Origin of the sequence: Streptomyces sp. NPDC005706, from assembly GCF_040631045.1 — a bacterium.
In the GTDB taxonomy this organism is placed as follows: Bacteria; Actinomycetota; Actinomycetes; order Streptomycetales; family Streptomycetaceae; genus Streptomyces.
The window spans coordinates 19322-45291 of record NZ_JBEXYS010000013.1; the positions used below are offsets into that span (position 1 = coordinate 19322).

Consider the following 25970-nt stretch of genomic DNA (forward strand, 5'->3'; position numbering starts at 1 on the left):
CGACCGGCCCGGCGGTAACCCGTTCGCGTGCCCCGTACAGGCACCGCTAGCGTGCCGGTCATGACGACAGCCGCCACTGACGCCGGAGAATCCGGGGCTCACCCCCGTTTCGCCGAGGCCCTGCGCGCCCTCGGCCTCGACGAGGTGCTCGCCCGTGCCCGCCGCTTCCCCGAGGGCACCCGTACCGCCGCGGAGGCCGCCGCTGCGGTCGGGTGCGAGCTGAGCCAGATCTGCAAGTCACTGATCTTCGCCGCGGACGGGGTGCCGGTCCTGGTGCTGATGGACGGGGCCTCGCGCGTGGACCTGGAACGGGTGCGCGAGGAACTGGGGGCCCGGCAGGTCACCCGGGCAGGCGTCGGCCTGGTCCGTGAGACCACCGGGTACGCCATCGGCGGCGTGCCGCCCTTCGGGCACCGCACCCGGACCCGGGTCCTCGCCGACCGCTCGCTGCTCACGCACGACGTGGTGTGGGCGGCGGCCGGGAATCCGCACACCGTCTTCCCGATCGAGCCGAAGGCGCTCGTCGCCCACGCGGGCGCCGACCTGGTGGACGTGCGCGAGCGGACCGCGTGACGCCCCTGGTCACCGCGGCGGTGCTGTGCGCCGCGGTCACGCACGCGAGCTGGAACGCCATCGCCCACCGGATCACCGACAAGCTGGTCGGGTTCACCCTGATCTCCGGCGGCGGCCTGCTGATCGGGATCGTCATGGCGCTGTTCGCGCCGTTCCCGGCCGGGCCCGCCTGGCCGTACCTGCTCTTCTCGGCGGCCGTGCACATCGCCTACTACGCCCTGCTGATGACCTCCTTCCGGCTCGGCGACTTCGGCCAGGCCTACCCGATCGCCCGTGGCACCGCACCGCTCGTGGTGACCGTGCTGGCGGCGGTGTTCGCGCACGAGGTCCCCGGACCGTGGGCGGCGGCCGGGATCGCCGTGTCCTGCGTCGGGCTCACCGGCGTCAGCCTGTGGGGGCTGCGCGGGCACCGGCCCAACTGGGCCGCGATCGGCGCCGCCCTCGCGACCGGTCTGACGATCGCCGCGTACACGGTGATCGACGGCCTGGGCGTCCGCGCCTCGGGGACGCCCCTCGGCTACATCGCCTGGCTGATGGCGGTCCAGGGGCTCGCCATCCCGGCGTACATGTACGCGCGCGTGCGGGGCGACATCGTCCGGCAGCTCCGCCCGTACGCGGCCCTCGGCCTGTTCGGCGCCGCGCTGTCCGTGTCCGCGTACGCCCTCGTGCTGTGGGCGCAGACCCGGGCGGAGCTGGCGCCCATCGCGGCGCTGCGCGAGTCCTCGATCATCGTCGGCGCCGCCATCGGCGCGGTGTTCTTCAAGGAACGGTTCGGCGCGCCCCGGATCGCGGCGGCGGGCCTGCTGGTCGTCGGCATCGGACTGATGCTGCACGCCGGGTAGGGCGGACCGGGCGGAAAGGAACGGCACGAAGTGGTGACCCGTGGAAGATGACGTGGGACCACGAGGACAAGAACCCCGGGGACACGAACCGCACGACAGGGAGCCGTCCATGACCGACAAGCCGACCGTCGCCGTTCTGGGCACCGGCATCATGGGTGCCGCGATGGCCCGCAACATCGCCCGCGCCGGACTCGGCGTCCGGGCCTGGAACCGCACCAGGGAGAAGGCCGAGCCGCTGGCCTCCGACGGGATCCGGGTCACCGGCACGCCCGCCGAGGCCGTCGAGGGCGCCGACGTCGTCCTGACCATGCTCTACGACGGCAACACCGCCCTGGACGTCATGCGCGAGGCGGCGCCGGCGCTGCGCTCAGGCGCCGTATGGGCGCAGTGCACCACCGCCGGCACCGGACTCGTCGCCGACCTGGCCGGATTCGCCGCGGAGCACGGGCTGGTGTTCTACGACGCCCCCGTCCTCGGCACCCGCCAGCCCGCCGAGGCCGGTCAGCTCACCGTGCTGGCCGCCGGGCCGGAGGAGGGCCGGGAGACGCTCGCGCCCGTCTTCGGCGCGGTCGGCGTCCGGACCGTGTGGACCGGCGACGACGGGGCCGCGGGCAGCGCCAGCCGACTGAAGCTGGTCGCCAACAGCTGGGTCCTCGCGGTCACCGCGGCGGCCGGCGAGGCGCTGGCCCTCGCCAAGGCGCTCGACGTGGACCCGCAGGACTTCTTCGCCCTGATCGAGGGCGGGCCGCTCGACATGGGGTACCTGCGTGCCAAGTCCGGCCTGGTGCTGGACGGGAAGCTGACGCCCGCCTCCTTCGCCGTGGGCACCGCGGAGAAGGACGCCCGGCTCATCGTCGAGGCCGGCGAGCAGGGCGGGGTACGGCTCGACGTCGCCGCCGCGACCGCCGAGCGGTTCGCCCGCGCCGCCGCCCAGGGCCACGCCGACGAGGACATGGCCGCCGCCTACTTCGCCAGCTTCGACGAGAGCTCCGGCGACAGGCCCGCGGGCTGAGAACCGGATCCAGCACCGGGACCGAGCGAGACCGAGCGAGACCGAGGAGAGCACCGTGTCGAAACCCCCGCTGCCGCCCAAGGCCCAGGAACTGCTGCGCCGCCCCAACCCCTGTGTCATGGCCACCGTGCGCTCCGACGGGGCGCCCGTCACCACGGCCACCTGGTACCTGTGGCAGGAGGACGGCCGGGTGCTGCTCAACCTGGACGAGGGCCGGGTCCGGCTGCGCCACCTGCGCCGCGATCCGCACATCAGCCTCACCGTCCTCGCCGACGGCGACTGGTACAGCCACGTCACGCTGATCGGGCGGGTCGCCGAACTGCGGGACGACGAGGGCCTGGCCGACATCGACCGGCTGTCCGAGCACTACACCGGCAAGCCCTACCCGGAGCGTTCCCGGCCCCGGGTCAGCGCGTACGTCGAGGTCGAGCGCTGGCACGGCTGGGGCGAGTTCAAGGACAGCGACCAGGCCTCCACGTGACGTTCCGCCCGTGTGAGAGCACCCTGGAACCAGCGGGAATCACTGGTTCCGGAGGTGGCCGACATGATGAACACCACAGTGGGATGGCACATCGAGCTGGAGTTCAAGGAGGACGACACCCACACCCGGGCGGCCGCTCTGGTACGCCTGCCCGACGGCAGCGAGGTACGGGCGCACGGCCACGCCAGCCGGCACAACGTCGACTCCAACCAGCCCCGGGTGGGCGAGGAGATCGCGGGCGCCCGCGCTTTGAACGAACTGGCGATGCAGTTGCTGACCAAGGCGCACGGCGAGATCGACGCGGAGTCCGGGCGGACCTCGCACCCGATCCACGTGTGACGCGGGCGGCCGCTTACCCGAGCGCCGCCAGCCCCGCGCGCACCGCCCGGACCAGCGCCTGCGCCCTCGGGTCCGCCGTCACGCTCTTGTGGAAGCCGTTGGTGACGTAGCCGAAGGCGACGCCGGTCTCCGGGTCGGCGAAGGCGAGGGCACCGCCGCGGCCCGGGTGGCCGAAGGAGCCGGGCGACAGCAGCGGCGAGGCGCTGCCGTGCAGCATGTGACCGAGGCCGAACCGGGTGCCCACCACGAGGACCCGGTCCGGTCCGGCCGACCGCTCGGCGCGGGCGAGTTCCACGGTCGCCGGGGTGAACAGCCGGGTGCCGCCGTCCACCTCTCCGATGAGCGCGGCGTAGAAGCGGGCCAGGCCGTCGGCGGTGGCGATGCCGTTGGAGGCGGGCAGGGCCGCCGCGCGGTAGGCGGGCGCGTTCTCGTCCGGCAGCGGGGTGATCGCGGCGAAGGCGCGGCGGGTGAGGGACTCGGGGTCGGCGTAGGCCTCGGACACGGCCCGCTTGGGACGGGTCCGCAGGGTGCCGGACGCCCGCGGCGCGTCCACGGGACCGACCCGGCCCACGCGTGCCTGCTCCGCCTCCGGCAGTCCGAGCCACAGTTCCGCGCCGGTGGGCGCGGCGATCTCCTCCGCGATCCAGGTGCCGACCGGCCGCCCGGTGATCCGCCGGACCAGCTCGCCGGTGAGCCAGCTGTAGGTCTGTGCGTGGTAGCCGTGGTCGGTGCCCGGCTCCCAGACCGGGGCCTGGGCGGCGACGGCCGCCGCGCCGAGGTCGGGGTCGGCCGCCTCCGCGGGGGTCAGCGGGCGGTCCAGCACCGGCACCCCGGCCCGGTGCGCGAGCAGGTGCCGGACGAGGGTGCGCTCCTTGCCGGCCTCCTTGTACTCCGGCCAGTACGTGCCGACCGGGGCGTCCAGGTCCAGCTCGCCGCGCTGGTGCAGCAGCAGGAGCGCGGCGGCGGCGACGCCCTTGGTCGCCGAGCGCACGATCTGCGCGGTGCCGGGCACCCAGGGGGCGGTGCCGTCCACGTCCCTGGTGCCGCCCCAGAGGTCGACGACCTTCTTGCCGTCCCGGTACACGGCGACGGCCGCGCCCCGCTCCCCGAGCAGCTCGAAGTTGGCGGCGAACGCCTGCCTGACCGGCTCGAAGCCCTCGGCCACAATGCCGTGCACGTCCACGTCCGCCGTCCCTTCCGATCGCCTGCGACAGTGGGTGCAACGGGGTCCGCGGGCCTGCGATTCCTCGGCGGGACCGGCCCTGCGGAATCGTTACATCGACGTTGCCGCCGACCGACCGTACCGAGAGGTCACGCGCCCATTGTCACGGACCTCGGGTCGAAGCCGAACGGCAGCTCCAGCCGGTGCGCCCGCATCAGGGCGTCGTCGCAGAGCAGTTCGCCGGTCGGGCCGTCCGCCGCGATGACGCCCTCGCTGAGGACCAGCGAGCGCGGGCACAGCTCCAGGGCGTAGGGCAGGTCGTGCGTGACCATCAGGACGGTGACGTCCAACGAGCGCAGGATGTCGGCGAGTTCCCGGCGGGAGGCCGGATCCAGGTTGGACGACGGCTCGTCCAGGACCAGGATCTCCGGCTCCATCGCGAGCACGGTCGCGACCGCGACCCGGCGGCGCTGCCCGAACGACAGGTGGTGCGGCGGCCGGTCGGCGAAGTCCCCCATCCCGACCAGGTCCAGGGACGTGCGCACCCGCTCCTCCAGCGCGGCGCCCCTGATCCCGGCGGCCGCCGGGCCGAACGCCACGTCCTCCCGCACCGTCGGCATGAAGAGCTGGTCGTCCGGGTCCTGGAAGACGATGCCGACCTTCTGCCGGATCTCGGCCATGTGCCGCTTGCCGACCGGCATCCCGGCCACGGTCACGGTGCCGGTGCCGCCGCCCAGGATGCCGTTCAGATGCAGCACGAGGGTGGTCTTGCCGGCGCCGTTCGGGCCGAGCAGCGCGACCCGTTCGCCGCGCGCGATGGAGAAGTCCACGCCGAACAGGGCCTGGTGGCCGTCGGGGTAGGCGAAGGCGAGGCCGGAGACCTCCAGAGAGGCAGGTGCAGTCACAGGACCCATCCCAGCAGACAGACGACGAGGGCGGCGCAGGGGAGGGTGAGGGCGTGACGCCACTCGGCCCGGGACGCGGTCACCTCGTCGATGACCGGCATCGAGCCGGCGTACCCCCGGCTGACCATGGCCAGGTGCACCCGCTCCCCGCGCTCGTAGGAGCGGATGAACAGCGCGCCCGCCGACTTGGCGAGCACTCCCCAGTGCCGTACGCCCCGCGCCTCGAAGCCGCGCGACTCACGGGCGATCCGCATCCGGCGCATCTCGTCGGTGATGACGTCGCCGTAGCGGATCATGAAGGAGGCGATCTGCACGAGCAGCGGCGGCAGCTTCAGCCGCTGCAGTCCGAGGAGCAGTTCGCGCAGCTCGGTGGTGGCGGCGAGCAGCACGGAGGCGGCGACGCCGAGGGTGCCCTTGGCGAGCACGTTCCAGGCGCCCCACAGCCCGTTGACGCTCAGCGACAGGCCGAGCACCTGCACCCGCTCGCCCTCCGCCACGAACGGCATGAGCACCGCGAAGGCCACGAACGGCACCTCGATCAGCAGCCGCTTCAGCAGGAAACCGGACGGCACGCGCGCCAGGCGTGCGACGAGGGCGAGCAGCACGGCGTAGACCGCGAACGCCCACATCGCCTCCCGCGGGGTCGACACCACGACGATCACGAACGCGAAGGCGGCCGCCAGTTTGGTGTGCGGCGGCAGGGCGTGCACGGGCGAGTGCCCGTGCCGGTAGAGCCGGTGCGCGTGTCCCGCTCCCACGTCAGGCGCCCGTGCTCGCGGTGGAGGCGGGGGAGACGTCGGAGTCGCGGCGCCTGCGCACCGCCCAGAACACCGTGCTGCCGGCGACGACGGTGACGCCGACGCCGATCACGCCCGCGAGACCGCCGGACAGCCGGGCGTCGGAGACGTCCTCGACGCCGTAGTCGGCGAGCGGGGAGTCGGACGAGGCGTGCTTGCCGGTCTTCTTGTCGATGCCCTGGTCGTGCGCGACCTTCTCCAGGCCGTCGGGGTTCGCGGAGGCGTAGAAGCTCACGAACCCGGCGAGGACCAGGGAGGTGACCAGACCGGTCAGCCACAGGGTGCGCCGGGAGGTGCGTGCCGCCACGGGGGCGGCCGGCGCGGGGGCGTCCACCAGCTCGCCGTTCACCCGCAGCCGCAGACGCTGCCGCAGCCCGCGCGCGCCGTGCACCAGGTCCGGGCGTACGGCGACCACGGCGCCCACGGTGAGGGCGGTGATCACGGCCTCACCGATGCCGATCAGCACGTGGACACCGATCATCGCGGTCGCCACCTTGCCGATGGAGACGTCGGTGGTGCCGCCGACCGCGTACATGAGCGTGAAGGCGACGGCGGCGGCAGGCACCGAGACCAGCGCGGCGACGAAGGAGGCGACGGTCACCGAGCGCCGCTTGCGGGGCAGCACGGCGAGCAGCCCGCGGAAGACGGCGTAGGACACGACCGTGGTGACGATCGCCATGTCGGTGATGTTCACCCCGAGCGCGGTGAGCCCGCCGTCGGCGAACAGCACACCCTGCATGAGCAGCACCACCGACACGCAGAGCACCCCCGTGAAGGGGCCGACGAGTATCGCGGCGAGCGCACCGCCCAGCAGATGGCCGCTTGTTCCGGCCGCCACGGGGAAGTTGAGCATCTGTACGGCGAAGATGAACGCGGCCACCAGACCGGCCAGCGGAGCGGTGCGCTCGTCGAGTTCACGGCGGGCGCCCCGCAGGCTCACCGCGATGGCGCCGGCGGCGACCACCCCGGTGACGGCGGAGACAGGGGCGTTGATGAATCCGTCAGGTACGTGCACCGTACGAGTCTAGGGCCTTGTTGCGAAGGGTTTGCAAGAGAGACGTCGTTTCCGTCTCGCGGAGGTGCAAAACGGAAAATATGGGACATTAGAGAAGAAGCGGATGCGCAGCTTTCGCTGAGGTGACTGAGCGTGAAAGGGCGGCCCGATGTCTGTAGTCGAACAGTACGCACGCGCCCATATCGTCACGGACGAGGAGGATCCCGGGGCCGTACCCGTCGTATTGCGCTACGACCCCGACAGCGATCCGCGATCGGTGCACATCGACCTGCCCGGCGCGCATGAGTGGACCTGCTCCCGCGCCCTGCTCGAACGGGGACTGACCGCCCCGGCCACCAGCGGCGACGTCCGGGTGTGGCCCTGCGGACGCGTCCAGGCCGTCGTGGAGTTCCACTCCGACGGCGGTGTCTCGGTGGTGCAGTTCGAGTCGAAGGCGCTGGTCAGCTTCCTGCGCCGCACCTACAAGGCAGAACCGGTGGTGAGCTGAGCCGAGCCGGTGACGGCGGCGGTCAGCTCCCCTGCTTCAGCAGCGTCGCGACGATCGGCCCGGCCGTGTCACCGCCGTGACCGCCCGCCTGGACCACGCCCGCGGCCGCGAGGTCGCCCCGGTAGGCGGTGAACCAGCCGTTGGGCTTCTTCTGCCCGTCGACCTCCGCCGAACCGGTCTTCGCGCCGTAGTCCGGACCGAGGCCGGACATGGCCTCGGCGGCGGTGCCGTAGGCGGCCGTGTACCGCATCAGCTCCCGCAGCTGCGACAGCGTGCCGCCCGACAGGGTGCGGGACGCGGTGGCCAGCTTGCGGTGGTCGACGTCGGGGGAGACCAGATAGGGCTGGTGGAAGGTGCCCGACCTCACCGTCGCGGCGACCGAGGCCATGTTCAGCGGGTTCATGCGCACCCCGCCCTGCCCGATCAGCGACGCCGCCATCTGCGCCGCCGACTGCACCGGGACCGCGCCGTCGAAGGTCGGCACGCCGATCGCCCAGTTGTTCATGGACAGGCCGAAGACCTGCTGGGCCTGCTTGGTCAGGTCGTCGTTCTCCAGCTTCTTCGCCTGGCTGATGAAGGCGGTGTTGCAGGAGCGGGCGAAGCTCGCCTTGAACGTGCCGTCCTTGATCGTGAAGTCGTCGTCGTTGTGGAACTTCCAGCCGCCGTAGGTGAACGTCTTCGGGCACGGGTGCTTCTTGTCCACCGACGCCAGGCCCTTGTCGATCAGCAGCGACGAGGTGATGACCTTCATCGTGGAGCCGGGCGCCAGCGAGCCCTGGAAGGCGGTGTTGAAGCCGTGCCCGCTGTTGGCGACCGCGAGGATCTCCCCGGTCGAGGGCCGTACGACCACCACCGAGGCGCGGTCCCGCTTGCCGACCTGCTGCTCGGCCGTCGCCTGCAGGGCCGGGCTGAGCGTCGTGCGCACGGTCCCCGGCGTGCCCTGGCTCAGCTCCAGCAGCGTCTTGTCGGACAGCTTGGCCGCCTTGGACGCCTTGCCGCGCACCACGCGCAGCTCCACGCCCGCCTTGCCGCCCGCCGTCTTGCCGTACTTCTCGCGCAGGCCGTCCAGCACGGTGCCCAGCGACGGGTACTTCGCGGCCGTCAGCTTCTCGCCGTCGCGGTCCAGCGCCGTCACCGGCGGGGTGCCGGACTCGCCGGTGACGAGCGAGTCGCCGTCCTTCAGGTCCGGGTGGACGACCGAGGAGTGCCAGCCGACCAGCGGGGCGCCGTCGCTCCTGCGCCGCACGACCGTGAGCGAACTGTCGTAGCCGAGCGGCTTGCCGGTGCTCTTGTACGACACCGTCGCCTTGACGGAGAACGGCACCCTGGCGCCGGCGGCCCGGCCGGCGGTGAGCGTGACGTCCTTCAGGTGCGCGTCCTTGGTGGCACCGGTGAGCAGTTCCGCCGCGGCGGACGGGTCGTCGGTGGCGGCCGCCGCCTCGGTCACCCTGCCGTGCTGCCAGGCGGTGAGGAAGCGGGTGGAGGCCGTGCGCACCTCGGCGGCGCTGAGCGGGCCCGTCTTGACGGTCGGGCCGGACGGCCGGTCGTCGGCCGCCGCCCCGCCGCCGTACAGCGTGTAGGCACCGAGGCCGGCACCGCCGACGACCACGGCGATCATCCCGCCGAGCATCACCGGTCTGTTCTTCCGCCGCTCGGCGACGCGCCTTCTCTTGCCCACAGCCTCAGTTCCTCCGCGCCTTACCAGCGTTCTCACGGCCCGCACACCCCAACGACGCCGACCAGCCTAAAGTCCCCGGCTGCGTGGGTGACGTCAGCCCGCGGTCCGTAGCACGCCTGCGACAATCGGCCCGGCCGCGTCGACGCCGTGCCCGCCGTCCTGGACCATCGCGGCGGCGGCCATGTCGTTGCGGTACCCGGCGAACCAACTGTCCGACTTCGCCTGCCCGTCGGACTCGGCCGAACCCGTCTTCGCGCCGATGCTCCCGCCGAGCCCGGACATGACGGTGGCGGCGGTGCCGCTGGTGGCGGTGCGGTTCATCATCGCGCGCAACTGCTGGACGGTGCCCTGCGACAGCCCGCGCGCGCGGGCCGGCTCGCGGTGGTCCAGGGCCAGCGGCACGATCACCGGCTGCCGGAAGGCGCCGGTCATCGCGGTCGCCGTGACGGAGGCCATGTTCAGCGGGCTCATCTGCACCTGGCCCTGGCCGATCAGATTGGCCGCCGTGTCCGGTCCACCGGAGGCGGGCACCCGGCCGTCGAAGGACGGCACGCCGATCTTCCAGTCGTTGCGCCCGATCCCGAACCGGTCCTGCGCCTCCTTGGTGAGGGCGTCGACCCCGAGGTCGTCGGCGAACTTCACGAACGCCGTGTTGCAGGAGCGGGCGAAGCTCTCCGAGAGGGTGGCGTTCTCGTTCGGGGGCATGTTCTTGAGGTTGTGGAAGGTCTGGCTCTGCCAGACGGCGGTCGGCGGGCAGGGAGCCTTGCCGTTCGCGCTGGTCAGCCCGGTGTCGATGAGGGTCGCCGCGCTGACGATCTTCATGGTGGAGCCGGGCGGGCGCTCGCCGAGCAGGGCCGCGTCGAAGCCGTCCTCCCGGTGGTTGGCGACGGCCAGGACCTCGCCGGTGCTGGGCTTCACGGCCACGACGGACGCGTCCGCGTACTTCCGCACGGCCGTCTCCGCGGCCGCCTGAGCGCTCGCGCTGAGCGTGGTGCGCAGCTTGCCCGGCCTGCCCTTGGCGAGGGTGAGCAGGGTGGTGTCGGCCGGGCTCTCCTCGCCGGCGCCCTGGTGGCGAATGACCAGCTCCACGCCGGGCTTGCCGTCCGTCGTGTCGCCGTACCGCTTGCGCAGCTCGTCCAGGACCGGGCCGAGCGAGGGGTACTTCTCCTTCGACAGCACCTGCCCGTCGCGGTCCACGGCCTCGATCTCGGGCGCCGCGGACTCGCCGGTCGCAAGGGTGTCGCCCTTGCGCAGCCGCGGGTGCACGACGGAGGGCTGCCAGTCGACCAGGGCGCGGTGCGAGGTCTCGCCGCGCACCACGGTCAGCGTGGACTCATAGCTGAGCTGCCGGGACTTCCCTCCGTACGACACCGTTGTCCTGACCGTGAAGGGTACGGTCGTGCCGGTGGCCGCGCCCGGCGTGATGTGCACCTTGGTGAGGTGCGCGTCGCTCCGGTACGCCGTCAGCAAGTCCCTCGCCGACTCGGGAAAGTTGGTGTACGAAGCGGCCGCGGCGGCGTCCCCCTTCTGCCACGCGGCGAAGAACCTCCCCGTGGTGTCCTTCACTTCGTCCCGGCTGGGCGGCCCCGTCCGGACGGCGGCCGCGCCCCCCGTCCCCCCGTCGCCGTTCAGCGCGGACAGGATGTTGTAGGCGCCGTAGCCGGCGCCGCCCAGCATCACCGCGCACACGCCGCCTATGACCCCGGCCTTCACTCCGCTGCGCATCAGGCGCTCCCTCTCCCCGTACTCCCCGTGGGGACCTGCTGCGCCCGGGACATTCCTGAACGCGTTCAAAAGCAGGTCGCAGCGGAACTGTAAGCGGTTGCGGGACAGTTGTGGCCGGTGTTGCCGATTGTTGTCCGAAGAGAGACGTCTCTGTCCGGTCGATCAGCCGACATGTGCGGCAATGATCCGTGCACACCCCATCGACTCGGCGTGCGTGGTGTCCACTTCGAGGTCGTAGTCGACCCCCTGATGCACAAGCTCCGCCTGGGAAGCGGCCATTCCGGTGACCCGGTCACCCCGCGCGACCTCACGCCCCGCGGCGACGGCGGCATCACACCGCACCCCCACCCACAACACCCCGAGCCCGTCCAGCGCCTTCCGCCACCGGCCCTGGGACCGCGCCCCGCCGAGGAACACCTCGTCCACGACGACCCGGGCCCCCGCCCGCACCATCGCGGCGACGCCGTCGATCCACGCGGCCTCCAGTTCCCGGAACTCCGCGCCGACGACCACCTCACCGTCCGCCCCGAACTCGATCCCCCCGTCCCCGGCCCGCATGGCCGCCGGCAACGCGTCGACGAACGTGTCCGTCCCGAACGCCAGCCACGCCCCGGGCAACACCGCCTGAAGACACCGGACGATCCCGGACTTCCCCGAACTGGATCCACCGTTGAGCACGATCACTTGAGTCGTCACGGGGTCACGGTAGGGGGATGGGGCTGGGCCCGAAACGGAATATCGGGGGCGATGGCGCTCTCAGTCGGTGGTCGGCTCAGGGGTCCCGATGACGTACGTCCCCTTCGCGGGCAGGGTCGCGACCAGGCCGCGCTTGCGCAGCTCGACGACGGCCCGCCGCACGGTGCCGATGCTCACGCTGTACAGCTCGGTCATCGCACGCTCACCGGGCAGCGCCGCGCCCTGCGGCAGTTTGCCGGAGGCGATCTCGGCGGCGATGGCATCCGCAAGCTTCACGTACTCGTAGCGCGGCAGCTCAGTCATGGCTCAACGGGGGAGCACTGCGACGCGCCGCGCAGTAGTAGGACGCTGCGCACCGCGTCGGAACGCGGTAGGACGTTGTGGGGTGCGGGGGGACGCAGTTCCGCTATCGTCAGCAATGACAGAACCCCGGCGAGGTGGCTAGACCTCCCGGGGCGTGGCCAACGCTTACTCAGGAGCGCCGACATGCACGACCTTATCCGCCGCCTCGCCCATTGGCCGGCCCTTCTCCTCGGCCCGGGCACCGGAGCCCACCGAGCCGGCGGCCTCCGCCCTCACCGTTCCCCGGCCAGGCACCCTACCGAGTCCCTCGGCCTCCCCATCCACCGTTCCCCGTACTGCCTCCACCTCCCCCTGGACGGCTCCGAGTCCCGGCTCGTCCGCCCCTATCTCACGGCCCCCGAGCAGGAGAGGGCACGCCGGCGGCACCGCCGCCGCACCCTCGTCCTCGCCGCAGACTTCGGCATCGACCTCGACCAGCATGTGATCGGCGCGGAGAGGACGGCGGCCTGATGGACCCCCGCACCAAGCTCAGGCTGCTCCCCTGGTCGTCACCGGAGGGCAAGCCCTGTTTCCTCGCCACCGCCGGTGAAGGCGGTTACCTCTCGCGGCTTGCCGACGAGACGGAGGATCTGCAGCTGGCCGATGGCCTGGACGTGCTCGTAGCGGCCCGGAAGGTCCTGGACGACCCCCTGTCCCCGAACGTCGAGGTCCGCTACACCGCGATCCGGCTCTCGGAATGCCTGGCCGACGCGCTACGCGTAGCCGAGTCCCGCGGCCGCCGCCTCCCCGCGACGGACGACGCCGGCACCGAGGAGACGCGAGGGCCGCGGTGACGGTCCGGGGGGCACGGCATGCTGCCGCGGCCCCCGGAGGTGCCCGCAGGTCGAACGCCACCTACTGCGCGGTCTGTGAATGGGCCCGGCCGGCTTCCGGGCCGTCCAGGGGCCGTCGGCCGGGTGGAGCCCTGGTTTCCAGCGAGGCAGGCTTGGTGCATGAAGTCGCTCTTGCGCTCACTCGCGTGGCCGGGAGCAGGCGGTCATCACCGGGCCCTCTTCACGCTGATGCAGTGTGTGCCCTTCTTGATCGCGCTGGCCGTGCTGGTCATCGAGCTCACGCCTGCGCACTTCATCTACACAGGCCCCTTTCTCACCGCGGTCCCCGCCCTGGCAGCAGTGACGTTGGGGCCCAAGGGCACCACCGCGGCGGCGGCCCTCGCGCTGGCGATCAGTGTCACCACCGCGACCTTCAACGGGGCGTGGGGCACCCTGCAGGTCTACAGCAACTTCCTGGCTCTGGCCTTGGTCTCCGTGGCCGGGTTCATCACCAGCCGCGCCATGCAGGAGCGCAGGCAGAGAGAGCTCGACCAGGTCCGCCGTATCGCGGTGGCGGCCCAGGAGGTCGTACTGCGGGCCGTGCCCGCGCGCCTGGGCCCGCTGCGGGCCGGCAGCCTGTGTCTCGCGGCCGGGACCGGGGCACGGGTGGGCGGTGATCTGTACGAGGCCGTGCAGACGCGCTACGGAGTTCGGATGATCGTCGGGGACGTGCGGGGCAAGGGACTGTCCGCGGTGCGAGCCGTCGCGGTGGCGCTGGGCGCGTTCCGGGAAGCCGTGCACTATGAGGAGGACCTGGTGGAGGTCATGAACCGCTGCGCCGCTGCCCTGCGACGGGAGATCTCCGTGCCCGGTGCGTATGGGCCGGAGGTTCTGCTGGAAGGGTTCACCACGGCGCTCATCGCCCAGGTGCCGGACCAGCCCATGGTGCAGCTGGTCAACCGTGGGCATCCACCACCGCTGCTGCTGCACCAGGGCAGGGCCGCACCCCTGGCGCCGAGCTTGGAGACGCCGCCGCTCGGTCTCGAAGACCTCATCACCGGCCTCCCCGAGAAGCCTGAGAGCTATGCGTTCCTCCCGGGGGACCGTCTGTTGTTGTACACCGACGGTGTGATCGAGGCGCGCGATCGCGACGGCGAATTCTTCGCCCTGCCAGAGGCCATGGAGGGGATAGGCGCCGGCCCCACCCCACCGGAGTTCCTGGAGCGACTGCACCAGGCGTTGACCCGCCACACCGGCGGAGACCTGGCGGACGACGTGGCGATGATCGTCGCCGACCGGTTCAACGGCCTGCCGCGTACACCCTCCCAAGGGGCAGACGCGGGGTGACGGCGACCAGGACGGCCCGGCAGAATGCCGGGCCGTCCTGGCGCGTACGCCCAGCTAGACCCAGGTGTCCAGCCACATCCGCGATCTCCAGTCGTCGATCGGAATCGCCGTCCCCGTGTACAGCGGCCAGAAGTAGATGAAGTTCCAGGCGATCAGCAGCACCAGTACGCCCGCCGACGAGGCGCCGATCAGGCGGCGGGTGTCCGTCGAGCCCGGGGGGCCGATGACGGCGCCGATGAGCATGGCCAGGGCCAGGCAGAGGAAGGGGAGGAAGACGACCGCGTAGAAGAGGAAGATCGTCCGCTCCTGGTACATGAACCAGGGCAGGTAACCGGCCGCGATGCCGCAGGCGATCGCGCCGGCCCGCCAGTCGCGGCGGAACGCCCAGCGCCAGAGGACGTACAGGAGGGCGACGATGCCCGCCCACCACAGGACGGGCGTGCCGATGGCGAGTACCTCGCGGGCGCACTTCTCGCCCGCGTCGGCCGGGCAGCCGTCGGCGCCGGGGGAGGGCGACTCGTAGAAGTACGAGACCGGGCGGCCCAGGACCAGCCAGCTCCACGGGTTGGACTGGTAGGTGTGCGGCGTCGACAGGCCGACGTGGAACTTGTAGACCTCGTGCTCGTAGTGCCACAGGCTGCGTAGCCAGTCCGGCAGGAAGGTCCAGTGGCCGCCCCTGCCGTCGGTCGCCGCCCAGTTGCGGAAGTAGCCGCCGGTGCCGTCGGTCGGGGAGAGGATCCAGCCGAGCCAGGAGAGCAGGTAGACGCCGATCGCCACCGGCACCGTCGCGAGGAACGTGATGCCCGTGTCGTGCCTCAGCGCCGCCAGATACGGGTGGTGGGCGCCGGCCACCTTGCGGGCGCCGACGTCCCACAGCACCGCCAGCACGCAGAACGCGGCCAGGATGTACAGGCCGTTCCACTTCGTGCCGATGGCCAGGCCCAGCATCAGCCCCGCGCCCCAGCGCCAGGGCCGCCAGCCGAGACGGAGGGTGTCGGCCACGTCCGCGTCCGGGCGGACCCGGCCGTCCGCGTCGGCCGGGAGGGCGGCGGCCAGCCTCGCGCGGGATCTGTCCCGGTCGACGACCAGACAGCCGAACGCGGCCACCACGAAGAACATCAGCACGCCGTCCAGCAGTGACGTACGGCTCATCACGAAGTGCAGGCCGTCCACCGCCATCAGCGCGCCCGCCAGGCAGCCGAGGAACGTCGAACGGAACATCCGGCGCCCGATCCGGCACAGCAGCAGCACGGAGAGCGTCCCCAGCAGGGCCGTCATGAACCGCCAGCCGAACGGGTCGAACCCGAACACCAGCTCGCCCAGGCCGATGACGTACTTGCCGACCGGCGGGTGCACGACGTACGCCGCGTCCGTGGGGATCGCGAGGTGCCCGTGCGTCTGCAGCACCGCGTCGTTGGCGTTCTTGTCCCAGTTGACCTCGAACCCGCGGTGGACGAGCGCCCAGGCGTCCTTGGCGTAGTACGTCTCGTCGAATATCACCGCACGCGGGCTGCCCAGGTGCCAGAACCGCATCACGCCCGCCATCAGCGTCACCAGCAGCGGACCGCCCCAGCCCGACCAGCGGGTGAGCCGCTCGGCCAGGACCGGCGGCACGCCCAGCACCTGCCACAGGCGCGGGCTCGGCTCGTTGTACGGCGGAACCAGCCGGTCACGCACGTCGCCCGCGGGCGCGTCCCCCGCCGGCGCGTACCCGAATCGGCGCAGCCGCTGCTGCCACGTCGGCCGCTGGTCGTGCGGTGCCTGGCCCGGCCGGAGGTCCATGGAGGACGCGGTACTGGTCACCGCGCCATCGTAGGGAAACGTTCTGTGTGAGTCCCGTGCATGCCGGTACCGGTCGGGACACGGTCGCCTTCCCGGCCGCCCCGCGGTCCCTGCGAGGATGGGTGCGTGACTGGAACCCTTGTCCTCGCAGGTACCCCCATCGGCGACATCGCGGACGCGCCGCCCCGGCTGGCCGAGGAGCTGGCCGGCGCCGACCTCGTGGCCGCCGAGGACACCCGGCGGCTGCGCCGGCTCACCCAGGCGCTGGGTGTCACGCCCAAGGGCCGCGTCGTGTCGTACTTCGAGGGCAACGAGTCCGCCCGCACGCCCGAGCTGGTCCAGGAACTGCTCGGCGGCGCGCGCGTGCTGCTGGTGACGGACGCGGGCATGCCGTCGGTCTCCGACCCGGGATACCGGCTGGTCGCCGCCGCGGTGGAGGAGGACATCAAGGTCACCGCCGTGCCCGGGCCGTCCGCCGTGCTCACCGCCCTCGCCCTGTCCGGGCTGCCCGTCGACCGGTTCTGCTTCGAGGGCTTCCTGCCGCGCAAGGCGGGCGAGCGGCTGTCCCGGCTGCGCGAGGTGGCCGGGGAGCGGCGCACGCTCGTCTACTTCGAGGCCCCGCACCGGCTCGACGACACCCTCGCCGCGATGGCCGAGGTGTTCGGCGCGGACCGGCGGGCCGCCGTCTGCCGCGAGCTGACCAAGACCTACGAGGAGGTGCGGCGCGGCCCGCTCGCCGAGCTGGCCGAGTGGGCCGCCGAAGGCGTCCGCGGGGAGATCACCGTCGTCGTGGAGGGCGCCGCCGAGACCGGCCCCGAGGAACTCGACGCCGGGGAGCTGGTCCGGCGGGTGCGCATCCGTGAGGAGGCCGGGGAACGGCGCAAGGAGGCGATCGCGGCGGTGGCGGTGGAGGCCGGGCTGCCCAAGAGGGTGGTGTTCGACGCGGTGGTCGCCGCGAAGAAGGGCGGGGCCGTCTAGGGGAGGACGGGGCCGTCCAGGTGAGGACGGGGCCGTCCAGGTGAAGAGGGGCGGGCCCGGCTCGCGGGGGGCGGCGGGAAGAGCCGTCCGTCCACCGGTCGGACCGGGGCGCACTCGCGCTCTGAGCAGGTCTCTTCTCCGCTGAGCGCGCGCCCCAACGCGGGGCAAAGGGGTGGCACGCAAGGCAAAGCCCGAAGTGCCCGTCCGGGCCCGTTTCGGCAAGGAGAGTCCAAAACGCCTCCAACACTCGACAGGCCTGATGCGCTCGCGCCGGTGAGGGCGTCCACTGGTCGCAGGGACGCACCCGTCCCGCACCCCGGGATCGCAGGGGGAACCCTCGCCGGGGTGCTTGTCCAGCGGACAACCGGAGCTGGCATGAGTGACATCGCAGGACGGACAGGCCTTCGCGGCACCGCCACCGCCGTCGTTCACGAGTCGTACGCCTTCGCCTGTATGAGGTGCGGGTTCGGCTGGGAGCAGTCGTACGAGATAGAGCACCACCTGGACGGTGACGGCCAGGAGTACGTGATGTACGTGGCCGAGGGCCGGGTCGTGCCGTCCCCGCTGAGCCGCCCCGCCTGCCACAACTGCGACGGCCATGTCGTGCGGATCATGCGCGCCGGACAGGTCTCCTCGGTGCGCGGCGTGACCGGGACCCGCCGGGTGCCCCCGGCGGGTCCCGTCGAGGCGCCCCAGGTGCCGGGGCAGACCGCCGAGCCGCACCACTGGCATCTGTCCGACCTCCTCCACCCCTTCCAGCGCAGGGCGAGCTGAGCCGACGGCGCCGGCCGCCCGGGCATGCCCCTTTCGTAGGATCGGGGCATGCCTTCGAACGCCGACAAGAACGCGGCTCCGCCGCTCCCGCCGCCGCTGCGGGTGCCCGTGGCCGACTCCCACACCCACCTCGACATGCAGTCGGGCACGGTCGAGGAGGGCCTCGCCAAGGCCGCGTCGGTGGGTGTGACGACGGTCGTCCAGGTCGGCTGCGACATCAAGGGCTCCCAGTGGGCCGCGGAGACCGCCGCGGCGCACGACGGCGTCCACGCCACCGTCGCGCTGCACCCCAACGAGGCCCCGCGCATCGTCCACGGCGATCCTGGGGGAGACTGGTCCCGGCAGGGCGCCCGCGAACCGGGCGGTGACGCCGCGCTGGACGAGGCGCTCGTAGAGATCGACCGGCTCGCGGCGCTGCCCCAGGTCAAGGGCGTCGGCGAGACGGGGCTCGACCACTTCCGCACCGGGCCGGAGGGCAAGGAGGCGCAGGAGCGGTCCTTCCGCGCCCACATCGAGATCGCCAAGCGGCACGGCAAGGCCCTCGTCATCCACGACCGGGACGCCCACGCCGACGTCCTGCGCGTGCTGCGGGAGGAGGGCGCCCCCGAGCGCACCGTCTTCCACTGCTACTCCGGCGACGCCGAGATGGCGGAGATCTGCGCCCGCGAGGGCTACTTCATGTCGTTCGCCGGCAACGTCACCTTCAAGAACGCCCAGAACCTGCGCGACGCCCTCGCCGTCGCCCCGCTGGAACTGGTCCTCGTGGAGACCGACGCCCCCTTCCTGACCCCGGCGCCGTACCGGGGCCGGCCCAACGCCCCGTATCTCGTCCCCGTCACCGTGCGCGCGATGGCCGCCGTGCGCGGGATCGACGAGGCCGCGATGGCCACGGCCCTGGGTGCGAACACCGCTCGCGCGTTCGGATACTGATCACCCGGACAACCGCGTGTACGTTCGGAAGTGCAACTTTACGTAGTCGCGTCGCTTTGGAGAGTGACGAACGCTCCGCTAGGTTCTGTGGGCCCGAACCGGACCCCTCTGGCCCCTCTGGAGCGTGTCGGCGTGAGCAGATCGCAGCACGAGACGTACGGCCCCTACGGCCCTGACGTCTCCGTCCACACGGCGGAGACGCTGCCCTCCGGCGTGAACAAGGACACCTACCGGCCCGCCTACGAGGCCGAGGCGTACTTCGTCAGCGAGCCGCCGCCGTCCCGGACGCCGACCCTGTCCGTGACGGTGAGTGACGAGGCCGAAGCGGCGCACCGGGAGCCCGAGGCGCCCGCGACGGGCGGCCGGCGGGCCGCCCGCCGGCGCCGGAGGCGTTTCGGTGAGCGTTCGGACTCCGCGGTGCGCCGGCTGCTGCCGCAGGCACTGGTCGTCGCGTTCCTCGCCGGCGGCACCACCGCCTTCGTCGCCGAGGACAAGGCGGTCGAGCTGAGCGTCGACGGCCGGCAGCGCACCCTGCACACCTTCGCCGACGACGTCTCCGGGCTGCTCGCCGAGGAGGGCCTGCGGGTGGGCGGGCACGACATGATCGCGCCCGCCCCCGGCACCTCACTCGCCAGCGGCGACGAGGTCGCGGTGCGCTACGGGCGCCCGGTACGGCTCAGGCTGGACGGCCAGGAGCGCCAGGTGTGGACGACGTCCCCCACCGTGGACGGGGCGCTGCGCGAACTGGGGGTGCGGGCCGAGGGCGCGTACCTGTCGTCCTCGCGCTCCCGGAGCATCGGACGCGCCGGACTCGACCTGGACGTGCGCACCGAGCGCGCCGTCACGGTCATGGCGGACGGCCGCTCCCGCACCATCCGCACCAACGCGGCCACCGTCCGCGAGGCCGTCGAGGAGGCCGGCATCGTCCTGCGCGGCCAGGACACCACCTCGGTCCCGCCCGACAGCTTCCCGCGCGACGGTCAGACGGTGACCGTGCTGCGGGTGCACGGCTTCCGCGAGGTGCGCGAGGAGCGGATCCCGTTCCACGTGAAGCGGGTGAAGGACCGTTCCCTCTTCAAGGGCACCGAGGTCGTCGAACGGCCCGGGCGGCCGGGCCTGCGGCAGGTCACCTACTACCTGCGCACCGTCAACGGCGTGCGGGAGAAGGCGCGCCGGGAGTCCTCGGAGGTGCTGCGCCGGCCCCGCACCCAGGTGGTGAAGGTGGGCACCAAGGCCCGCCCGGCCGCCGGCCGGGGCGGCGACGGCCTGAACTGGCGCGCCCTCGCCGCCTGCGAGTCCGGCGGCCGGCCCAACGCGGTCGACCCCTCGGGCACGTACGGCGGGCTCTACCAGTTCGACACGAGCACCTGGCGCAGCCTCGGCGGCAGCGGGCGCCCGCAGGACGCGCCGGCGGCGGAGCAGACGAACCGCGCGAAGAAGCTGTACGTGCGCCGCGGCGCCAGCCCCTGGCCGCACTGCGGCCCACGGCTGCACCGCCGGTGAGAACGGGGAGCCGGGCGAGGGGGCCCCGGCGGCCCCGTACCCTTGTCGCGTGACCAGCCCCACCTCCGACTCCCTCCTCGGCCCCGCCGACATCCGCGAGCTCGCGGCCGCGCTCGGTGTCCGTCCCACCAAGCAGCGCGGCCAGAACTTCGTGATCGACGCCAACACGGTCCGCCGTATCGTCCGCACCGCCGGGGTCCGCCCCGACGACGTGGTCGTCGAGGTCGGCCCGGGGCTCGGCTCCCTCACCCTCGCGCTGCTGGAGGCCGCCGACCGGGTCACCGCCGTCGAGATCGACGACGTGCTCGCCGCGGCCCTCCCCGCGACCATCGCCGCCCGCATGCCGGAGCGCGCCGACCGGTTCGCCCTCGTCCACTCCGACGCCATGCACGTCACCGAGCTGCCCGGCCCCGCCCCGACGGCCCTGGTGGCGAACCTGCCGTACAACGTCGCCGTCCCCGTGCTGCTGCACATGCTCGACACCTTCCCCGGCATCGAGCGGACCCTGGTGATGGTGCAGGCCGAGGTCGCCGACCGGCTGGCCGCCGCGCCCGGCTCCAAGGTGTACGGCGTGCCCTCCGTGAAGGCCAACTGGTACGCCGAGGTCAAGCGGGCCGGTGCCATCGGGCGGAACGTCTTCTGGCCCGCGCCGAACGTCGACAGCGGACTGGTGTCGCTGGTCCGGCGGACCGATCCGATCAGGACGACGGCGTCCAAGAAGGAGGTCTTCGCGGTCGTCGACGCGGCTTTCGCGCAGCGCCGCAAGACCCTGCGGGCCGCACTCGCCGGCTGGGCGGGCTCCGCGGCGGCCGCCGAGGCCGCCCTGGTCGCGGCCGGGGTCTCGCCGCAGGCGCGGGGCGAGTCGCTGACGGTGGAGGAGTTCGCGCGGATCGCCGAGGCCGCGCCGGCGCGGGGGACGGCCCCCACGGCCCCGAACGAGGAGTCCGGCACGTGAACGTCACCGTCCGCGTCCCCGCGAAGGTGAACGTCCAGCTCGGGGTGGGCGCCGCCCGCCCCGACGGATTCCACGACCTCGCCAACGTCTTCCTCGCGGTCGGCCTGTACGACGAGGTCACCGTCACCCCGGCCGACGAGCTCCGCGTCACCTGCGAGGGGCCGGACGCCGGCCAGGTCCCGCTGGACCGCACCAACCTCGCCGCGCGCGCGGCGGTGGCGCTCGCCGGGCGCCGGGGCATCGAGCCGGCAGTGCACATCCACATCGCCAAGGACATCCCGGTCGCCGGCGGCATGGCGGGCGGCAGCGCGGACGGCGCGGGCGCGCTGCTCGCCTGCGACACGCTGTGGGGCACCGGCGCCTCGCGCGCCGAGCTGCTCGCGATCTGCGCCGAGCTGGGCAGCGACGTGCCGTTCAGCCTGGTCGGGGGCGCCGCCCTCGGCACCGGGCGCGGCGAACGGCTGACGGTCCTGGAGACCGGCGGCACCTTCCACTGGGTGTTCGCGATGGCCGGGCGGGGGCTGTCGACGCCGGCGGTGTTCCGCGAGTTCGACCGGCTCGCGGAAGGACGCGAGGTCCCGGAGCCGGTGGCCAGGCCGGAGCTGCTGGAGGCACTGGCCAAGGGCGACACCGAGGCCCTGGCCGCCTCGCTCACCAACGACCTCCAGCCGGCCGCCCTGTCGCTCTTCCCGGAGCTGGCCGACACCCTGCGGGCAGGCAGCGGCGCCGGCGCACTGGCCACGCTGGTCTCCGGCTCGGGCCCGACGACGGCGTTCCTCACCCGCGACGCCGACTCCGCGCAGCAGGCCGCCGAGGCCCTGCGCGCGTCCGGCACGTGCCGGACGGTACGGACGGCGGCGGGACCGGTGCCCGGGGCGACGGTGCTCTGAGACGCGCCGCCGCCACCATCCCGACAGGCCCTAGGCTAGAAGGCTGACGGGCGGCGCAGCCGCGTGTCGTCACCGTCCCGCGCACAGGAGTGAAATGGCCGTCAACCTGGTCAATGTCGAGAACGTCAGCAAGGTGTACGGCACCCGTGCCCTGCTGGACGGCGTCTCGCTCGGTGTGTCCGAAGGGGACCGGATCGGGGTCGTCGGGCGCAACGGCGACGGCAAGACCACCCTCATCCGGATGCTGGCCAAGGTGGAGGATGCCGACACCGGACGCGTGACCCACTCCGGCGGGCTGCGGCTCGGGGTGCTCACCCAGCACGACTCCCTCGATCCGGCCGCCACCGTCCGCCACGAGGTCATCGGCGACATGGCCGACCACGAGTGGGCCGGCAACGCCAAGGTGCGGGACGTGCTGACCGGGCTGTTCGGCGGGCTCGACCTGGCGGGCTTCCCCAAGGGGCTGGACACCGTCATCGGACCGCTCTCCGGTGGCGAGCGGCGCCGCATCGCGCTCGCCAAGCTGCTCATCGAGGAACAGGACCTCCTCGTCCTCGACGAGCCCACCAACCACCTCGACGTCGAGGGCATCTCCTGGCTCGCCCGGCACCTGCGCGACCGGCGCTCGGCGCTGGTCTGCGTCACCCACGACCGCTGGTTCCTGGACCAGGTCTGCACCCGCATGTGGGACGTGCAGCGCGGCGACGTGTACGAGTACCAGGGCGGCTACTCCGATTACGTCTTCGCGCGCGCGGAGCGCGAGCGGATCGCCGCCACCGAGGAGGTCAAGCGGCAGAACCTGATCCGCAAGGAGCTGGCCTGGCTCCGTCGCGGAGCGCCCGCCCGCACCTCCAAGCCGCGCTTCCGCGTGGAGGCCGCCAACGAGCTGATCGCGGACGTGCCGCCGCCCCGGGACAGCAGCGAACTGATGAAGTTCGCCTCCTCGCGGCTGGGCAGGACCGTCTTCGACCTCGAGGACATCACCGTGCAGGCCGGCCCCAAGGTGCTGCTCAAGCACGTCACCTGGCAGCTCGGCCCCGGTGACCGCATCGGCCTGGTCGGCGTCAACGGCGCCGGGAAGACCTCGCTGCTGCGGGCCATGGCGGAGGCCGCGCGCACCGAGGGCGAGACCCAGCCAGCCGGCGGGCGCATCGCCGTCGGCCGGACCGTCAAGCTCGCCTACCTCTCCCAGGAGGTCGACGAACTCGACCCCACCTGGCGGGTCCTGGAGGCCGTGCAGCAGGTCCGTGAGCGCGTCGACCTCGGCAAGGGGCGCGAGATGACCGCGGGTCAGCTCTGCGAGACCTTCGGCTTCGGCAAGGAGAAGCAGTGGACGCCGGTCGGGGACCTGTCGGGCGGTGAGCGGCGGCGTCTTCAGCTGCTGCGCCTGCTCATGGACGAGCCGAACGTCCTCTTCCTCGACGAGCCCACCAACGACCTCGACATCGAGACCCTCACCCAGCTCGAGGACGTCCTCGACGGCTGGCCCGGCTCGATGGTCGTCATCTCCCACGACCGGTTCTTCGTCGAGCGCACCACGGACCGGGTGTTCGCGCTCCTCGGCGACGGCGCCCTGCGGATGCTGCCGCGCGGTATCGACGAGTACCTGGAACGGCGCCTGCGCATGGAGGAGGCGGTCGCCGCCCAGGCCGCCGCAGCGGCGCCCAAGCCGGCCGCCCAGGAGAAGAGCGCCGCCGACCAGCGCGCGGCCAAGAAGGAACTCCAGAAGATCGAGCGGCAGTTGGACAAGGTCTCCGAGAAGGAGTCCAAGCTGCACGCGCGGATCGCCGAGCACGCCACCGACTTCGCCAAGGTCGCCGAACTGGACGCCCAGTTGCGCGACCTGGCGGGCGAGCGCGAGGAACTGGAGCTGCGCTGGCTGGAACTGGCCGACGACGCGTAACCGGCGGGCAGGCGCACCTCTTCGGCGCGCGCGGCGTGAAAGCGCCGCGCGCGCCGCTGTCGCGTGCGCCGCGTGAAGAGGGCGTGAAGGCGCGTAACGGCGCCATCACAGCCCGGTTCTCCCTTGGGAACAGGCGTGGATCCAGGCCCCTGCGCTGTCGGTGCCGGGTGATAGAAAGAGCCGTCTGAGAACCGTATGAGTACGACCTGGGTCCGTGAGCGAACCTCGGGGCGTGGCTAAAAATCAGTGAACGAGGGGGAAGAGCGCTGATGACTCAGCCGCCCAACCAACCGCCGCAGGGCGGCTTCGGAGCACCGCAGGACCAGCCGCCGCAAGGCGGTGGATTCGGCGCACCGCAGTCGCCGCCCCCGCCGGCCCAGCCGCCGCAGGCACCGGCCCAGCCTCCTCAGCCCCAGCCCGGCTACGGCTACCCCCAACAGCCCGGCCCCTACGCCCAGCCGGGCCCCTACGGCGCGCCGCCGCCCGGCACCCCCGGCCCCTACGGGCAGCCCCAGCAGCCCGGCCCGTACGCCCCGCAGCCCGGCTACGGCTACCCGCAGCAGCCGCCCCAGTACCCCGGTGCCCCCGGCGGTGCACCCTACGGCGGTCCGCAGCCGCCCGCCGGCAAGAAGAAGACCGCGCTGATCGTCGGCGCCGCCGCGGCCGCGCTGCTGGTCATCGGCGGCACCGTCTACGCCGTCACCAGCGGCGGTGACGACGGCGGGAGGAAGCCGGTCGCCCAGCAGAGCGACGACGGCAAGAAGGGCGCCTCCGACGCCCCGGTCAACCCCGGCGACGGCAGCGGTGACGGCGGCGCGGACCCGGAGAACCTCAACGAGGGCCGCAAGCCCGGCGAGGCGAAGGTGCTCTGGTACAAGACGGCACCCGACGCCCCCGGCTCCGGCGCCGACGCGCCCGGCATGTGGATCACGGACAAGACCGCGGTGAAGGCGGCGTACAAGCAGCTCTTCGCCTACAACGTCGGTGACGGCAACCCCACCTGGGACCCGGTCACCTTCCCGCAGAAGATCTGCTCGGTCACCCCGCAGAAGTCGGCCGACGACAAGATCGTCGTGGCATACATGAGCGGCGTCAGCGACCGCGCCAAGTGCAACCAGCTCCAGCAGGTCGACCTGGCCACCGGCAAGAAGGGCTGGAGCACCGAGGTCGCCGACGGCGCGCTGTTCGACAGCGCGATCAGCGTCGAGCTGAGCGTCAGCGACAAGACGCTGATGGTGGGCCGCTCGCAGTCGGGCACGGCGTACGACCTCGACAGCGGCAAGAAGCTGTACGACAAGAAGAAGTACGGCGACGCCTGCTTCCCGACCGCGTTCGCGGGCGGCACGGACCGGCTGGTCCAGGTGGCCTCCTGCAACGCCGGCGGCAGCAACGCGCACGAGGAGATCCAGGAACTCGACCCGGCCACCGGCAAGGTCAGGTGGACGCAGCCGGTCAAGAAGGGCTGGCGGGTCGGGCGGACCTATTCGCTGGACCCGCTCGTGGTCTATCTGACCAACGAGAGCAAGAAGGCCTGGAACATCTCCACCTTCACCAAGGACGGCAAGTTCCGTTCCGAGGTCAAGGTGAACGAGAAGTTCGTCCCGCAGTGCGGCTGGGCGATCCTCGAACGCGATCTGCAGGGCTGCCAGGGCGTCGCCGTCGACTCCGACACGCTCTACCTGCCCACCAGCGCCACCAGCGGCGCCAACGAGATCGTCGCCATCGGCCTGGCCGACGGCAAGGAGAAGTGGCGCGTGAAGTCGCCGGCGGACGAGTCGATGTCCCCGCTGACGGTGGAGAACGGCAAGCTCATCGCCTACGTGGACCCGTCCTACGACGCGGGCGGCCAGATCGTGTCCGTGCCCACCACCGGCGGTTCGCACCCGACGGCCAAGCTGCTGCAGAACCCGGCGGGCACGGCCCAGATCGAGAACGGCTTCTACAACGGTGCCGTGAGCTGGACCGACGGGCGCTTCTACATCTCCACCACCCGGCTGTCCGGCAACGACGACTCGAAGGAGAAGCTGATGATGGCCTTCGGCAAGTGAGTCCCGGCCCTTCTCCCACCGTCCCCTCGCCGC

26 protein-coding genes are annotated in these 25970 nt (G+C 72.4%); 17 read left to right on the top strand and 9 right to left on the bottom strand.

The window, feature by feature from the left end:
* Positions 1-60 precede the first annotated feature (60 nt).
* The 5 genes from ABZ478_RS21365 to ABZ478_RS21385 all read left to right on the top strand — a co-directional run bounded on the left by ABZ478_RS21365 (position 61) and on the right by ABZ478_RS21385 (position 3247).
* Positions 61-573 (top strand): YbaK/EbsC family protein, encoded by a 513-nt coding sequence (locus ABZ478_RS21365; RefSeq protein ID WP_359551731.1) that lies wholly within the window; start codon positions 61-63, stop codon positions 571-573.
* Positions 570-1415: a DMT family transporter gene (locus tag ABZ478_RS21370; RefSeq protein WP_359551734.1), complete on the top strand. Its 846-nt coding sequence runs from the start codon at positions 570-572 to the stop codon at positions 1413-1415. Before ABZ478_RS21365 ends, ABZ478_RS21370 begins: the two co-directional genes overlap by 4 nt.
* A 109-nt stretch (positions 1416-1524) precedes the next feature.
* On the top strand, positions 1525-2427 hold the full coding sequence (locus ABZ478_RS21375; RefSeq protein WP_359551736.1) for an NAD(P)-dependent oxidoreductase: 903 nt from the start codon (positions 1525-1527) through the stop codon (positions 2425-2427).
* A 55-nt stretch (positions 2428-2482) separates the two neighbouring features.
* Entirely contained in the window at positions 2483-2908 is a 426-nt protein-coding gene (locus ABZ478_RS21380; RefSeq protein WP_359551739.1) for a PPOX class F420-dependent oxidoreductase, read from the top strand.
* Positions 2909-2971: 63 nt separating this feature from the next.
* Positions 2972-3247, top strand: a complete 276-nt coding sequence (locus ABZ478_RS21385) for a DUF1876 domain-containing protein (protein ID WP_359551741.1) — start codon at positions 2972-2974, stop codon at positions 3245-3247.
* 13 nt (positions 3248-3260) lie between these two features.
* On the opposite strand, the gene ABZ478_RS21390 is transcribed toward ABZ478_RS21385, so the two are convergent.
* From ABZ478_RS21390 to ABZ478_RS21405, 4 genes are all read right to left on the bottom strand, one after another.
* A complete protein-coding gene (locus ABZ478_RS21390) occupies positions 3261-4430 on the bottom strand; it encodes a serine hydrolase domain-containing protein (protein ID WP_359551744.1) in 1170 nt (389 codons plus the stop codon).
* A 128-nt stretch (positions 4431-4558) separates the two neighbouring features.
* On the bottom strand, positions 4559-5323 hold the full coding sequence (locus tag ABZ478_RS21395; RefSeq protein ID WP_359551746.1) for an ABC transporter ATP-binding protein: 765 nt from the start codon (positions 5321-5323) through the stop codon (positions 4559-4561).
* Positions 5311-6072, bottom strand: a complete 762-nt coding sequence (gene cbiQ, locus ABZ478_RS21400; RefSeq protein ID WP_359551748.1) for a cobalt ECF transporter T component CbiQ — start codon at positions 6070-6072, stop codon at positions 5311-5313. The genes ABZ478_RS21395 and cbiQ overlap by 13 nt, the downstream gene beginning before the upstream one ends.
* A 1-nt stretch (position 6073) precedes the next feature.
* Positions 6074-7126, bottom strand: a complete 1053-nt coding sequence (locus ABZ478_RS21405) for an energy-coupling factor ABC transporter permease (RefSeq protein WP_359551751.1) — start codon at positions 7124-7126, stop codon at positions 6074-6076.
* Between the two features lie 148 nt (positions 7127-7274).
* On the opposite strand from ABZ478_RS21405, the gene ABZ478_RS21410 reads away from it, so the two are divergent.
* The gene (locus ABZ478_RS21410) at positions 7275-7613 is read left to right on the top strand and encodes an SsgA family sporulation/cell division regulator (RefSeq protein WP_359551753.1); all 339 of its coding nucleotides are present in this window, start codon (positions 7275-7277) and stop codon (positions 7611-7613) included.
* Positions 7614-7635: 22 nt separating this feature from the next.
* Here ABZ478_RS21410 and ABZ478_RS21415 read toward each other — a convergent pair whose 3' ends face one another.
* From ABZ478_RS21415 to ABZ478_RS21430, 4 genes are all read right to left on the bottom strand, one after another.
* Entirely contained in the window at positions 7636-9291 is a 1656-nt protein-coding gene (locus ABZ478_RS21415) for a penicillin-binding transpeptidase domain-containing protein (protein WP_359551755.1), read from the bottom strand.
* Positions 9292-9384: 93 nt separating this feature from the next.
* Entirely contained in the window at positions 9385-11016 is a 1632-nt protein-coding gene (locus ABZ478_RS21420) for a penicillin-binding transpeptidase domain-containing protein (RefSeq protein ID WP_359551757.1), read from the bottom strand.
* Between the two features lie 162 nt (positions 11017-11178).
* Complete coding sequence (cpt, locus tag ABZ478_RS21425; RefSeq protein WP_359551759.1) at positions 11179-11712, bottom strand: chloramphenicol phosphotransferase CPT; 534 nt, start codon at positions 11710-11712, stop codon at positions 11179-11181.
* 60 nt (positions 11713-11772) lie between these two features.
* Positions 11773-12015 (bottom strand): winged helix-turn-helix domain-containing protein, encoded by a 243-nt coding sequence (locus ABZ478_RS21430; protein WP_359551760.1) that lies wholly within the window; start codon positions 12013-12015, stop codon positions 11773-11775.
* Between the two features lie 183 nt (positions 12016-12198).
* On the opposite strand from ABZ478_RS21430, the gene ABZ478_RS21435 reads away from it, so the two are divergent.
* The 3 genes from ABZ478_RS21435 to ABZ478_RS21445 all read left to right on the top strand — a co-directional run bounded on the left by ABZ478_RS21435 (position 12199) and on the right by ABZ478_RS21445 (position 14174).
* Complete coding sequence (locus ABZ478_RS21435; protein ID WP_359551763.1) at positions 12199-12525, top strand: hypothetical protein; 327 nt, start codon at positions 12199-12201, stop codon at positions 12523-12525.
* Positions 12525-12848, top strand: coding sequence for a hypothetical protein (locus tag ABZ478_RS21440; RefSeq protein ID WP_359551765.1), 324 nt, complete (start codon positions 12525-12527; stop codon positions 12846-12848). Before ABZ478_RS21435 ends, ABZ478_RS21440 begins: the two co-directional genes overlap by 1 nt.
* A 228-nt stretch (positions 12849-13076) precedes the next feature.
* Complete coding sequence (locus ABZ478_RS21445; RefSeq protein ID WP_359552043.1) at positions 13077-14174, top strand: PP2C family protein-serine/threonine phosphatase; 1098 nt, start codon at positions 13077-13079, stop codon at positions 14172-14174.
* Between the two features lie 54 nt (positions 14175-14228).
* Here the strand turns inward: ABZ478_RS21445 and ABZ478_RS21450 are convergent, their stop codons facing one another.
* Positions 14229-15977, bottom strand: coding sequence for a phospholipid carrier-dependent glycosyltransferase (locus tag ABZ478_RS21450; RefSeq protein ID WP_359551768.1), 1749 nt, complete (start codon positions 15975-15977; stop codon positions 14229-14231).
* Between the two features lie 105 nt (positions 15978-16082).
* On the opposite strand from ABZ478_RS21450, the gene rsmI reads away from it, so the two are divergent.
* The 8 genes from rsmI (at position 16083) to ABZ478_RS21490 (ending at position 25937) form a co-directional block, all read left to right on the top strand.
* Positions 16083-16934: a 16S rRNA (cytidine(1402)-2'-O)-methyltransferase gene (rsmI, locus tag ABZ478_RS21455; RefSeq protein ID WP_359551771.1), complete on the top strand. Its 852-nt coding sequence runs from the start codon at positions 16083-16085 to the stop codon at positions 16932-16934.
* Between the two features lie 375 nt (positions 16935-17309).
* Positions 17310-17708, top strand: coding sequence for a hypothetical protein (locus ABZ478_RS21460; RefSeq protein WP_359551773.1), 399 nt, complete (start codon positions 17310-17312; stop codon positions 17706-17708).
* Positions 17709-17756: 48 nt separating this feature from the next.
* Positions 17757-18638, top strand: coding sequence for a TatD family hydrolase (locus ABZ478_RS21465; RefSeq protein ID WP_359551776.1), 882 nt, complete (start codon positions 17757-17759; stop codon positions 18636-18638).
* 132 nt (positions 18639-18770) lie between these two features.
* The gene (locus ABZ478_RS21470) at positions 18771-20141 is read left to right on the top strand and encodes a ubiquitin-like domain-containing protein (protein ID WP_359551778.1); all 1371 of its coding nucleotides are present in this window, start codon (positions 18771-18773) and stop codon (positions 20139-20141) included.
* Between the two features lie 49 nt (positions 20142-20190).
* Complete coding sequence (rsmA, locus tag ABZ478_RS21475; RefSeq protein ID WP_359551781.1) at positions 20191-21096, top strand: 16S rRNA (adenine(1518)-N(6)/adenine(1519)-N(6))-dimethyltransferase RsmA; 906 nt, start codon at positions 20191-20193, stop codon at positions 21094-21096.
* The gene (locus tag ABZ478_RS21480; protein ID WP_359551784.1) at positions 21093-21986 is read left to right on the top strand and encodes a 4-(cytidine 5'-diphospho)-2-C-methyl-D-erythritol kinase; all 894 of its coding nucleotides are present in this window, start codon (positions 21093-21095) and stop codon (positions 21984-21986) included. The genes rsmA and ABZ478_RS21480 overlap by 4 nt, the downstream gene beginning before the upstream one ends.
* Before the next feature lie 94 nt (positions 21987-22080).
* Entirely contained in the window at positions 22081-23889 is a 1809-nt protein-coding gene (locus ABZ478_RS21485) for an ABC-F family ATP-binding cassette domain-containing protein (protein WP_359551787.1), read from the top strand.
* Between the two features lie 269 nt (positions 23890-24158).
* Entirely contained in the window at positions 24159-25937 is a 1779-nt protein-coding gene (locus tag ABZ478_RS21490; protein WP_359551790.1) for a PQQ-binding-like beta-propeller repeat protein, read from the top strand.
* Positions 25938-25970 lie beyond the last annotated feature (33 nt).